Source organism: Candidatus Thiosymbion oneisti (assembly GCF_900092655.1).
Lineage (GTDB): Bacteria > Pseudomonadota > Gammaproteobacteria > Chromatiales > Chromatiaceae > Thiosymbion > Thiosymbion oneisti.
On record NZ_FLUY01001037.1, the window covers coordinates 1 to 11851 of the forward strand.

An 11851-nucleotide genomic window follows, 5' to 3' on the forward strand; every position below is an offset into this window, starting at 1 on the left:
TTCTCGTTCCCAGGCGCTGCGTGGGAACCAGAGACCGGGAGCGGGGCTTTTGCGACACCCTCCCGCCGGGAGAGGGGTTTTGAAGCTTAACTTAATGGCATTGCATTGAAGCCCGCGGGGGGGCGATCCGGACTCGCACCTGCCGCGTATTCCACGGCTAATCGCCGTGGCCTCATTGAAGCGGGCCGACAGGATGTCGGCGGTCCCACGCAGCGAAGTATTACGCGGCTAATTGCCGTGGCCTCTTGAAACCAACGAGTATCTACGCGGGTAGTGGTTAATATTTAAACGATTTGTTGGGCGCGCCGCCGTCCAAAGATGCGGTTTGCCGCTGGCCAGGCGTTCATTGATGCGGTTCGCGCCTCCTCGTGATGCTATCCTTGTAAGACCTGCCACGCTCACCGCATCCTACGAGCTTTGCCCAACCTACGAGCTTCGCCCCTCTCCCGCCGAGGGTGTCGCAAAAGCCCCTCTCCCGCCGGGAGGGTGTCGCAAAAACGGTGGCATCAGCTGCCAGTCTGTGAAGTCTAAACCACAGGGGACACAGAGAGCGCAGAGAATTGGTCGGTGCCTTTCTCGGTGCGCTCTGTGTCCTCTGTGGTTCGAAAGGACTTTTGGGTAGTGGTAAATTCATAAGTGTTAAAGTAGAGCGGTTCATCTTTTTGATCCCCTCTCCCCAATCCTCTCCCGGAGGGAGAGGGGGCATAGCGGCCAGTGCCGTTGGTCATGTTACAACTTAGATATTAACCACTACCGACTTTTGCGATACCCTCGGAGGGAGAGGGGGTGCTGCGTGGGGCGTGCCCAACCCACTGCGAGTGGCGATGTTTCCATTTAAACCTTAACCACTACCCATTCAGGATTGCTCTGACGGTTCCGCTTGCCGTCAGCCTGATGTGAGCGAAGAAATCCTTCCCCGGGGCGTGCGCACTCCAAAGATGCGGTTCGCTGCGCTCACCCCATCCTGCCCGTATTTTCCTATGCTCAAATACATTGAGCTTTACCCCTTGCGCCTTTGCGGTTCAGAATTGAAGCTAGGTGAATCGGCGGTGGGCACAATCCAATGCCATTAGGTTAAGCATCAGCGGTCGACAAAAAAGGGGAGAAACGACGCATCACGCGCATCAGCGCGAATCCATGCGCGAGATTCGTTGTTTTCCCTTAAGGACGGCCACAGCGCATAGGTTGACCAAAGGTCTGTCACCTCGGCGCCTTGGCTCTAATCGATGCGGTTCGTGCGGGGAAGATGTGCACTAGCCGGCAAGCTCAGGCCCCGTAGGGCGGGAAAGCGCAGCGCATCCCGCCTTCAGCCGCTCACCGCATCATCGATGCGGTTCGCGCGGGGAAGGCGTGCCGGCCGATAAGCTCAGAACCACCGTGCTCACCGCATCCTACGTGTTACGGGCACTGCCGAACACATAGTGGGGTTTTAGCCAACGCACCATCAGGGGCAGCAGGGTCAGGGCCGCAATCACGTCGATGACCAGTGCGACGCTGATATACAGGCTCACGCTCCAGGTATTAGCAAGGTGGGTGTTCATCAAGGGAATGAAGCCGGCGATCAAGACCACGACCGAGATCAGCACGGCGGAGCCGGTGGTATCCAGGGTCCGGCGGAGGGCGATCGCCCAGTCGTTGCCGCTGGCCCGCATTTCTTCATGCAGACGCGAGAGCATGTAGATGCCGTAGTCGATCCCCAGTCCCATAGCGATAGACAGGGCTACCTGGACATGGAAGGCCAGGTTGCCGGACCAGTTCTGTACCGAGGTCAGGTAGCCCCCGAGACCATACTGGGCGAACAGGGTAATGAGCAGCATCACCATCAGGATCCCTGAGACCAGCAGGGAGCGGAAGATGAGGGCCGCGATCACGAATACGGCGGCGGCCGTCAGCAGGGGGCCGGCGAGCCAGTTGTCCATGGCCACTTCACGGGTCGCTTCGGTGGCGCCCAGGAAGCCGCCGATGCCGGGCCGGACATAGTCCGCCCCCGCTGCCGCCGGCGCTCCCACATCGCAGCTGGTGTCCCGGCAGCGCAGGCCGAAGTGGACCTGCCTGAATCCCGGGTCATTCTTGTGCTCCTCCACATAATCCTGGATCGCCATGGTGACCGCGTGGGTCTCTTGGGGGTGCATGGTGTTGATGAAGCCCATGATTACGCCCCGGTTCCAATCTCTGGCCACGAAGGCGTCCATATCGCCTTCCTCGGTCATGGTCTCGAGCAGGCCGTTGAAGAGCTGGACGATCGCGTCCGGGTCCCGGTCGTCGTCCGGGTCCATGGCTCTCAGATAGGCCAGGGTCGGAATACGCAGGTCGGAGATACGCGGCTGCTCTCCCGGCTCGGCCGCCAACAGCATATTGACCAGACGCACGTATTGGGCATAGGAGCCGGTAAAGCCGATCGCGGGATGATTGCGCATCCAGTTCTCCATGGCCTCGATGTCGGCCAGGACGGCTGCATTATTGAAGACCCCCTGGGCCCCACAGACCTCCGCGTCCCAACAGCCCAGCTTTTCCTTTAGAGCGGCGCAGGCGACCCGCCTTGCCTGCTTGTCTTGGATCGCGAGTAGCGCTTCCGGATAGAAATCGGTGACACATTCGGGCACGGTGGGTTCCTTGCCGCGGATGGGGATGGTCACCGAGATGACGCCGGGCATGATCCGGTTGAGCGCGAGCAGCTGGTCGATGGTGTCGGATTCCCGCTTGAAGGCCGCGCGTGAGTAATCGATGCCCTTCTCCACGCCCGGCATGGGGTCGTCCAGGGTGCCTTCCGTAATCCGCGTGTAGTGGCCGGATACCACCAGGATCACCGCCACCAGGCCGATGGGCAGCCACTTACCGGGACCGGTCAGCAGGCCGGCCAGCGGGCCGCCCACCTTATGCCCCCAGGTGTGCGCATCGGATATCCCGGCCCGCGGGCACGGAAAGCTCAGCATGAGGAGCGGAATCAGGGTGGTCGTGGTGAACAGCAGGGTGAGCATGCCGAACATGCCGAAATAGGCATAGGCCCTATAGAAGGAGATGTCCACCGTGGACAGGGTAGCAAAGCCCACCATGTCGGTAATGATGGAGAGGGTGGCGGGGATCATGGTGTGGCCGATGGCTGCCTGGGCCGCACGCCGGTTATCCCCGTATCTGGCCTGCTCCTGTATGAAGCGCCGGGCGACCTGCACCGAGTGCCCGATGCCGATGGCGAGCAGGAGCATGGGGGTAAGGACCATCATGGTGGTGAGCTTGAACTGGGTGAGACCCATGATCCCGAGCGTCATCAGGATGGTGGCACCGACCCCCAGGAGGGGGAACAGGGCGCCGCGCCAGTTGCGAAACTCGTACCAGAGGACGGCGGCGGCGATCAGGAGGGACAGGACGAACAGCCACCAGTGTTCGAGCAGGTCGAGCAACATCCAGGCCAGGAAATAGGGCTCGCCCGCTACCAGCAATTCGACCCGGTCGTCCGCGGCGAATTCCTCCATGATGGCCCGCACCTCCCGGACCCAGGGCAGATAGATGGCTTTTACCTGGTCCGTATAGTCGGCAATGATGTAGGCGGCCTTGGCGACGCACTGCCGTTGCTCATACTCGCCGAAGGCGCATTTCTCCCCCTCCGGCGTCACCATCGAGACCAGCATCGGCGCCAGCACCGGGTTGGTCTCGATGCCTTCTTTGAGGAAGGCGAGCTGGGTCCGTGCCAGCGCCGGGTCGTCTTCGCTGATGCCCGCGGTAGGAATCAACCGTTTGAAGACCAGCCCGTTCGCGTCGGCCCCCATGTATTTGATCTTCTTCGCCGCCAGATCGATGAAGTTCTCGGGCCGGGAATAGGGCAGGGACTCCAACCGCCGGTGCAACGCCTGTAGCTTGTTGATGAACCAGGGTTGGTAGATGTCTCCCGCCTTGACCTTGAGGGCGAACACCATGAGGTTGCCCATGCCGAAGTGTCGCTCCGTGTAGGCGTTGGTCGCCACATAGCGGTTGGCGGGCGGCAGCAGGGTATCCGGGTCGTTGCGGATATCCAGATCCTTGATGAACCAGGACAGGATCAGGGTGAGCGTGAGGATCGAGAGGATAAAGAACCGCCGTCGGCGGATCACGAAACGGGCATAGCGATCCACCAGGCGTTCTTGGCCCTGGGCGGGATTAGGCGCTTGGGGGTCTGGCATGGCCGCTTTTTATTCGGAGGGAAACGGAAAATTTGTCCGCAAATAAACGCAAATGAGCGCAAATGGACCAAGAATGGTCGATGATAGTGGCCGATTGCGACCGATTTGCGTTTTGCTTGTTGTCATTTCGAGCGAAGCGAGAAATCTTGTAACTTTAGTGGTTGTCTTATCGCCGAAGATCCCTCGCTACGCTCGGGATGACAGCTCCCTGCGGTCGAGATGCCAGGAACTGGCTTTACCATAAAATTTTGATGAAACGAGGCACTCGGACCCACCAAGGGACGGTTTGGCTCATGCGGTGAAAAAGGGCGAGTGCGCACCGAAGTCTCACCGCCGCTCCGCGATCAGCTGGTCGATCGCCGCCAGGCGTTGCTGGAAATATTCGTTCTCTGGCTCCCACGCTCCAGCGTGGGAGCGAATCCAGACGCTCCAGCGTCATGAAACCTTGTCCCGAGCGGAGCTCGTAGGGCGGGTCAGGCGCGTGCGCCAGCCGCCGCGATTGCCGCGGCGGTGGGCGCGCCGTCACCCGCCGGATGGTGGCGGGTGGCAGCCCGTAGGTCGGGTCAGGCCAAGGCGACGGAGGTGGTTGGCATACGGCGGATGGCGCAAGCTTATCCGCCCTACGCGGGCTATGATTTTTTAGATCTGCCTGCTTAACATGAATGAGTCTGTGTCCCAGCATATCAACGGCTATCTGGGATTGTTCAAGAATAATGTAACCAATTAATGGTTCATAGACACCATCTTCCGGCTCCATGTCAAGAAACAGGATCTCGCTATAAACGGGATCGAACCCCTCGATTTTGATTTCTACTGGGCCGCAGACCTCACCTTTCACTAATTGTTGGGTTGCGGTCTCACAATCGACTTCTCGAATTGTATTGAGTTTGCCGAGCCTTTCTTTCCAGGCTGTTGGAAACACCATGTGCGCCGAGCCTGTATCGACTAACGCATCACAACGAACAACAGATTCGGGATCGAAAAGATTTTTGACGGAGACATGTGCAATTATTCGTCCCATGTTTACCTCCAATATCGTTTGGTACAGGATTCATAGGATTTCCAGGATTATTTTTCCGAATAGTCAATTATAACATCCTGTTAATCCTGGAAATCCTGTGAATCTTGTCCCATTAGTGGTTGGCACGACAATTATGTCAGCAGTCCCCAGGGTTCCCAACGTATTCAGAAGCTCCGAAAGGTATACCAGCCCAATGGGGGTTATTCGAACAGGTATTTGATGCCCAGCTGGATGTTCGAGGCTTTGCCGAACTGTCCGAACAGGGTGTCTTCGCTGCCCCAGTAGTGGTTCCAGGCCAGGGTGGCGAGCAGCTCGTCGCGGATGGTGTACTCCAGATCCAGGCGATTCCACCAGCCGCCGCCTTCCTCGAAGATGGCGATGTTGTTGATGCGGTGCTCTTGTGATGGGCCGAAGGGCTTGGATAGGAACAGGGAGCCGAAGCGCTTGTGCTCGTAACCCCGCTTCAGCCCGTTGTCGAGGTGGAGGGTCGCCTGATCGCCTGTGTAACGGCTGAATTTCTGGCCCGTTACGGGATCCCTGGACCGGACCTCGTCGACGTAATCCAGGTTGGTGAACTGGATGAACTGCCCACTCACCGCCAGATTGGTGAAGAAGGTGAAGTCGGCGCCGAGCACATATTTGAAATAGTCCCCCTTTTCCATCTTGAGCGCCTCGGTCAGGTGCCCGTAGCTCAGGGCGTGGCGGTCGATGACGGGGGTCAGCACGTCCTTCTGGTACAGAAACTCGCCTCGCAGCACCACCGGGGCATCGCCTAAATCCAAGTCCCAGGCATAGTCGAAGGAGGCCCCGATGTTGTGGATGCGGTTCAGGGTCTCCTCGAACACCAGCTGGGGCGCGGATCCCGCATAGTTGGCGGCGGTCACATCCGTGAGCCCGGCACGATTTCCGACCTCACTGTAATCTACGGCGGGCGCGCCGTAGAACTTACCGGCGCTGTTCTTGACCTGCAGGGTGTGCAATTCCCCGGCAGGGCCCTGGTAGGTCGCATCGACCACCTGGAGCTTCTCGCCGGTATTGGGGTCCGCCCAGTGGATCTGCACGGCAGGGTTGGGATCATAGGCATACAGGTAGTTGAGGCTGAAGTTGAGGCCGTTATCCAGGTTCCCACGATAGCGAAGGCCCAGATTGACGTCGGTGTCGCCTGGATAGTCCCGTTGGTATCTGGTGGTCATGCCGGTAAAGGCGGCAAAGGTCGCGAGGGTGGTGTTCGGCATGTATTCCCAGGTCGAATCGGGATTTGCGGTATCCCAACCCGCGCCGGTAACCGGGTCGGCGTCCGTGAGGTTGGTGATATTGCCGTTGGTGACTTCCGTGAAGTTCTTCAGGCAGGCGGCACCATTGACGCCGCGGCAGGCGGCCGGCGTCTGGGCCGCGGTCAGATTGGTGAAGGAGCCCACAGTGTTGAGCTCGGGAAGCGCCGGATTGCGCCCGCCCAGGGGATTGGTGAAGGTGCTCGTCGGCACCGGCAGGAAGCCGTCGCCGTAGAAGGTGGTGGTCACCGCCCCCATGGCGGCGCCGATGTTGGCGAATCCGTTGACCTTGCCGGTGATGGTATCCACGCCTTTCATGATGAAGGCATGGCCCTGGTCGGTCCCGAACAACCGCGAGTTGTCCCCGCTCGGGGGCGCGGAAGGCCCGGACGGTGGCACGAAGGCCACGGACCGCACCCCGCGCTCGCCCTTTCTCAGCCCCGGAATGATGTTCTGCCGGCGCTGGGAGACCACGGCCTGGAGGTTGCCGTTGCTGCCCAGATTGCGTTCCGCCACGGCCATCCAGACCGGGATACGGGCGTCTTCCATCGGGTCTTGATTCCACCAGCGAAAGTCGGTGGGGTTGATGATGTCCAGGAGCTTGATACCGTCGGCGGTCCCCCACACCAGCTGCTGTTTGCCGAGCCGCAGGTCGATGCCGGCGAGCTCCGTATCCAGATAGAGCTCGCGTAGATAATCGTACTGGGTATAGTTCTCATGCCCGCGCCAATATTGGTTGACGCCCTGGGTGTCATAGATCAGATTGATGTCGGCGTGCCAGGAGGCCGCCGTGCCCAGCTCGCCGTTGAAGAACAGACGCGCGGCATTCTCAAACCTCAGAACGTTTCCCGCCGCGTGAGCGGAGGACCTGTCCGAGCTCCAGGCCTCCTCGCCGGTATAGGGATCCTCGTCGAGGTTGAACGCCGTCCGGTTCTGAAGGAACCCGTTGACACGGATATTGTCGGTCAGCTCGAAATCGCCCAGTGCCACACTCGAAACGGCGACCAACAGACAAAGCACCGTTAGGGTAATTGATGGTTTGGTCATTTTTCTCCCCTTTGGCGACATGCAATGGTTGAAAGTTTGATCGCATTGATGCCAGTATAAAATCGGAGTGTCAGCAGCGGGACCTAAGAGTAAAGGGGAGCAACTGAATTGTCTCCTTATCATTCAGGTCCTATGCAGCCGCTGTCCGCGGCTGTTGCGCCCTTCAGTTCTTCGCGGTCGTGGTTCCTTTGGAACTCGACCGCCACCACCGACGGCGTTACTCACCTTCCTCGCCGCTCCTTCTTCCGTGGGTGGGGTGAATGGAGCGGTACGCCGACCCTTCGCAGATGCCCGTTCAAAATAAGAGCGACTTTATATGAAAATCCTACTGATTCTCAATGACCCTCCCTATGGCACCGAGCGCAGCTACAACGGCCTGCGTCTCGCCAAGACTTTGGCCAAAAAGGGGGCGGAGGTAACGGTGTTCCTGATGGCAGATGCGGTGGCTTGCACCCGGCATGGCCAGAAGGTGCCACCGGGTTATTACAACCTGAAGCTGATGGTGAAGTCGGTGCTTCGCGGCGGCGAGGTGCTGCTCTGCGGTACCTGCATGGATGCGCGCGGCCTTACCGACGAGACCGAGGTGGTGTTCAACCAGGTGAGTTACGACATCGGGCTAGGCAAGGACCTGTTCAGCAAGCGCTACCTCCAGCGCCCGCCCAAACAGTGGATCCGATAAGGGTGCGGACAACCGGCATTGCGCTGTTCGGGATCCTATCCGTTCTGGCCTGGGGGACAACCGCGCCCGCCGCCGTAACCGACCGGTTGCCGGAGATACACGGATTCGTCCAGGCCCATGCCGCAGCCCGGCTGGGCAGTGTGGAGTGCGCCCCGCGGACCACCTGCAGCTGGCCTTACAACGAGCAGCGCCTGCAGCTCAAGACAGAGGGAGATGGCCTCGAGGGTACGCTGGGTTATGCCGCAAAGCTGGACCTGTTGCACGATGCCGCCCTGGGCAACTTGGAGCTGGATGTCCGGAAGCTGCACGCCGACTACAATGCCGAGCGTTTCACGGTGCGTGTCGGCCGCCAGGTGGTCACCTGGGGAGTGGCGGACCTGCTGTTCATCAATGATACCTTTCCCAAAGACTGGGTGTCCTTCTTCGGTGGCCTTCCACTGGAATATCTCAAGCTCGGCAGTGACGCCGTGCGCCTTGATCTGTTCCCGGAGTTTTCCGATCTGCAGCTCGTGCTGGCCGATTTCCGCAAGGATCGGCTGCCGGGTCGGGATCGCTTCGTCCTGCCCGGTCCGGACACCCCGACTGCCCTGGACGAACCCTCGGGTCTCGAGGCCAGCCTTCGCGCCTCGCGCCACTTCGGCAGTTGGGATGCCGCGCTCTATTTTTCCCATACTCACTACCGCGCCCCGGCACTCAGTAGCGAAGCGTGCCCATCACGCCCGGCTTACAGAATCAGCGCTTGATCTTGCGCAGGCTCTTCTTGCTCCAGAAATCGTCCGGCTTGGCGACTTGGCCGTCGATCCGGTTTACGCTGCGCGGAACGACCGCCCAGGTTTCATGTCCGGTCTTCAGATTCTTGCCGTACCAGTAACCCCAGTACAGGGCCCGGGGGTCGCGCTTTCCCGCACTCACCCAGTCCCGGTCGATGACCTTTACCTTTTTGCCCCCTTTGAAATATTCGGTGCGGTAGTCGGCGAAGGTCTCGACGTCCACATAGCCGATCCGGTGGTCGTACCACCAGTTCTTACGCTTGGTGGTGCTCTTCAGCTTGTAGACCTGCTTGCCTTTGGGTTTGCAGGACGAGGCCGGGGGATTGGGGAGCCATTTGACCTTGACGCCGGAAATGGTGCCCAGACAATCCTTGAAGGTTTCCGTACCCAGCAGCTGGTGGGTCTCATGGAAGGGCTTGCGCAGGATGACGTCGCCGAAGGTGAAGTCGGTTCCCCCCCAGGCATCGTCATGGGGCGGCTGGGCGAAGCGCCGGATCTTGCGCAGCGCGGGTAACCAGATGGAATAGGACTGGGGTTTCGAATCGTCCGCATAGTCTACGATCAGCATGCCGGTTCCCTTGAGCTTGCCCGAGCGAAAGATAGCGACCTCTTTGGAGCGGATCTTCGGGTCGGACCAATCGTTCCGTTTGTAGCGTTCAACGGTCAGGGTGGTGGGTCGTGAGCCCTTGGGCTTGTTGATGATGACCGTTATGCTCTTGCCGGATTTGACGATCGCGTAGCGGTTATAGACGTGAAACTGGTTGACGAAGAAGACCTGCTCGGCGATCTGCTCCGCGCTCGGTTTCCCCTGCGGGTAAGGCAGATGCTTGTCGATTAGGGTCGCCGCCTGGGACATGGGCACAAGCAGCATGGATAGGGCGCAGATTACCAAGGCACGGATACGCAGCATGATCGATTTCTCCTCCGGCAGTCGTTTGTTGGGTGGTCTACGCGAGCATCGGTGTTTTATCTCGCGGGACTTGACAGTTAGGTTCAACCTACGGAAAAAACTTATAAATGTCCTTTCGATCCATCACCACTTGCAGAATCAGAGTGTCGCCTTCTACTTTTATAGCTACGCGATACGAACCAAAGCGAACTTTATAAAAACCCCGGTAGCCTTGCATCTTTTCAATACTGCCTATAGCAGCAATAGAGACTGCATTCGGTAACTCATCGAAGACGAATTTCTCTACCTTAGCTCGCGTACCGGAAGGTAGCCGCGCAAGCTGTTTTAAGAACTTCTTGCGATAGCATACTTTCACTTCGCTTTTTCCAGCGTCCGGTAATAAGCCTGGGCTTGCTCAAGCTCCAATACGTTGTCATCCTGTTCTTCTTTTTGCATTAACCGGATAAGTCCATAGTTCTCTAAAGTTTCTTCTATCTTCTCAAAAGTCTCTATGTCAAGCTGAACAGCGACCTTGCGGTTACTTTCGTCGACGAGGTACTTATGTTCGATTTCCATTGCTTTACCTCTCGTTTCTTGTCATCGATCGCGCAAAAACCAATTTATCATTATTACCGCGATCGCTGTGGGATACAATCGGAAGACAGCGCCTGACTGAGATGGAAGCCGTTCTTTGCCAGATCCGGTCCGATTGTCGTAAGCTCGTTCACTGTCGCCCTCCCTGCCGGTTTCGACGGCTGCTGTCCGGACCGGCACACCTACTAAGTCAACAGCGGGAGTTGAATCCTTGACCCTTGCGAGCACGGATCCAAACCAACTTCGCATCCTTGCCGCCTTGCTGGCTATGCCGGAAGATGATGCCCTGGATGCGTTGCGAGACATGCGACCACAGGCCCCCTGGCTGGAGCCTTCTCTGCCGGAGCTGGAGCGGATACCCCTGGAGCACTGGCAGGCCGAGCACACCCGGCTGTTCATCAGTGCCTACCCCAAGCTCCCATGTCCACCCTACGAATCCGCTTACCGCCAAGGGACCATGGTCGGCGTCTCCGCGAGCGAATTGGCGGACCTCTACCGGCGCGCAGGACTCCAGGCCATGGATGTACCGGCGGATTACCTGGGCACCCTGCTCGAGTGCGCGGCCTACCTCAAGGAGACCGGTAGGGATGAGCTGCTCAGGGAGCTGACGGAGGAACATCTGGCATTGTGGGTCCCCCGCTTCGCCCGTGATCTCGTCGACCATGCCAGGCTCGACTTCTACCGCACCCTGGGCCGGCAAATCGGGGCCCTGATTCCGGAGTCTCCGGACCATGAGTAATGCTGGTTGGCAGGGCCTGCCTCCCGAGCTGACGGCGGACGACGATCTGGAGCAAGCCGTGCTCGAAGTCCATAAGGGTATCTTGCGGGAGCAGCTGGCCGGGGACCCCATGCTGAAGCTTACCTTGCCGGTGATGATCCGGGCCTTGCGTCGGATCGATACCTGGCGCGTCTTGCTATTGCTCACGCCCTGGATGCTCGCCCGGTTGCTGTTCCCGGACGAGCCGCCTGAGTTGGAGGTCCCGCCCGGTTGGTCCGCCCGGGAGCGTCGCAATGCCCCCTATCTGGTCTTGGGTCCGAATCTGAGCTTCGACCTGCTGACCCAACCCCAACAGGCCCATCTCAACTACCATCACCGACTCGGCCACTACCTACTCCAACCCATCTGCCTGGACATGAGCCCATACGAGACCGCAGATGCGGTCTTCACGGCCTGGAACCAGGTCATCCGTACCCGCGATGAGAACATGATGCAGGCCAAGCGCGATTGTCCCCTGCAGAAGGAAATCTCGCGCCGGGAGCTGTTGCGACGCTTCACGGGTCCCGGGGATAAGACAAGCTGAAAGAGATCCGGGTTTACGCGCTCGTTCCCACGCTCCAGCGTGGGAACGCCGTCTTGTCCGCTCCAGCGGACGCAGCTTCTCCGTGCTGATAGGCATTGGCTGTTAGCCTACCAGGCGCTTAATCG

10 protein-coding genes are annotated in these 11851 nt (G+C 59.3%); 4 read left to right on the top strand and 6 right to left on the bottom strand.

What is annotated here, in order from left to right:
• Window positions 1-1391: 1391 nt before the first annotated feature.
• The 3 genes from BQ17_RS10695 to BQ17_RS10700 all read right to left on the bottom strand — a co-directional run bounded on the left by BQ17_RS10695 (window position 1392) and on the right by BQ17_RS10700 (window position 7493).
• Window positions 1392-4154: an efflux RND transporter permease subunit gene (locus tag BQ17_RS10695; RefSeq protein WP_089726902.1), complete on the bottom strand. Its 2763-nt coding sequence runs from the start codon at window positions 4152-4154 to the stop codon at window positions 1392-1394.
• Window positions 4155-4389: 235 nt separating this feature from the next.
• The gene (locus tag BQ17_RS20680) at window positions 4390-5175 is read right to left on the bottom strand and encodes a hypothetical protein (protein WP_141699227.1); all 786 of its coding nucleotides are present in this window, start codon (window positions 5173-5175) and stop codon (window positions 4390-4392) included.
• 200 nt (window positions 5176-5375) lie between these two features.
• Entirely contained in the window at window positions 5376-7493 is a 2118-nt protein-coding gene (locus BQ17_RS10700; protein ID WP_089726904.1) for a DUF1302 domain-containing protein, read from the bottom strand.
• Window positions 7494-7809: 316 nt separating this feature from the next.
• Between BQ17_RS10700 and BQ17_RS10705 the strand changes: the two genes are divergently transcribed.
• Entirely contained in the window at window positions 7810-8172 is a 363-nt protein-coding gene (locus tag BQ17_RS10705) for a DsrE/DsrF/TusD sulfur relay family protein (protein ID WP_089726905.1), read from the top strand.
• A 2-nt stretch (window positions 8173-8174) separates the two neighbouring features.
• A complete protein-coding gene (locus BQ17_RS10710; RefSeq protein ID WP_089726907.1) occupies window positions 8175-8915 on the top strand; it encodes a DUF1302 domain-containing protein in 741 nt (246 codons plus the stop codon).
• On the opposite strand, the gene BQ17_RS10715 is transcribed toward BQ17_RS10710, so the two are convergent.
• The 3 genes from BQ17_RS10715 to BQ17_RS10725 all read right to left on the bottom strand — a co-directional run bounded on the left by BQ17_RS10715 (window position 8905) and on the right by BQ17_RS10725 (window position 10407).
• A complete protein-coding gene (locus tag BQ17_RS10715; RefSeq protein WP_089726909.1) occupies window positions 8905-9852 on the bottom strand; it encodes an outer membrane lipoprotein-sorting protein in 948 nt (315 codons plus the stop codon). The genes BQ17_RS10710 and BQ17_RS10715 overlap by 11 nt on opposite strands.
• A gap of 88 nt (window positions 9853-9940) precedes the next feature.
• The gene (locus BQ17_RS10720; protein ID WP_089726911.1) at window positions 9941-10207 is read right to left on the bottom strand and encodes a type II toxin-antitoxin system RelE family toxin; all 267 of its coding nucleotides are present in this window, start codon (window positions 10205-10207) and stop codon (window positions 9941-9943) included.
• Complete coding sequence (locus tag BQ17_RS10725; protein ID WP_089726913.1) at window positions 10204-10407, bottom strand: RelB antitoxin-like protein; 204 nt, start codon at window positions 10405-10407, stop codon at window positions 10204-10206. The genes BQ17_RS10720 and BQ17_RS10725 overlap by 4 nt, the downstream gene beginning before the upstream one ends.
• Window positions 10408-10636: 229 nt before the next feature.
• Here BQ17_RS10725 and BQ17_RS10730 point away from each other — a divergent pair, with 229 nt between their 5' ends.
• Both BQ17_RS10730 and hybE read left to right on the top strand, forming a co-directional pair.
• On the top strand, window positions 10637-11164 hold the full coding sequence (locus BQ17_RS10730; protein WP_256091548.1) for a TorD/DmsD family molecular chaperone: 528 nt from the start codon (window positions 10637-10639) through the stop codon (window positions 11162-11164).
• Window positions 11157-11726, top strand: coding sequence for a [NiFe]-hydrogenase assembly chaperone HybE (gene hybE, locus BQ17_RS10735; protein ID WP_089726915.1), 570 nt, complete (start codon window positions 11157-11159; stop codon window positions 11724-11726). The genes BQ17_RS10730 and hybE overlap by 8 nt, the downstream gene beginning before the upstream one ends.
• Window positions 11727-11851 lie beyond the last annotated feature (125 nt).

Bases quoted from the DNA above. Each gene is read 5' to 3' on its own strand.
- BQ17_RS10695 (WP_089726902.1), bottom strand. From the start codon at position 4,154: ATGCCAGACCCCCAAGCGCCTAATCCCGCCCAGGGCCAAGAACGCCTG.
- BQ17_RS20680 (WP_141699227.1), bottom strand. From the start codon at position 5,175: ATGGGACGAATAATTGCACATGTCTCCGTCAAAAATCTTTTCGATCCC.
- BQ17_RS10700 (WP_089726904.1), bottom strand. From the start codon at position 7,493: ATGACCAAACCATCAATTACCCTAACGGTGCTTTGTCTGTTGGTCGCC.
- BQ17_RS10705 (WP_089726905.1), top strand. From the start codon at position 7,810: ATGAAAATCCTACTGATTCTCAATGACCCTCCCTATGGCACCGAGCGC.
- BQ17_RS10715 (WP_089726909.1), bottom strand. From the start codon at position 9,852: ATGCTGCGTATCCGTGCCTTGGTAATCTGCGCCCTATCCATGCTGCTT.
- BQ17_RS10725 (WP_089726913.1), bottom strand. From the start codon at position 10,407: ATGGAAATCGAACATAAGTACCTCGTCGACGAAAGTAACCGCAAGGTC.
- hybE (WP_089726915.1), top strand. From the start codon at position 11,157: ATGAGTAATGCTGGTTGGCAGGGCCTGCCTCCCGAGCTGACGGCGGAC.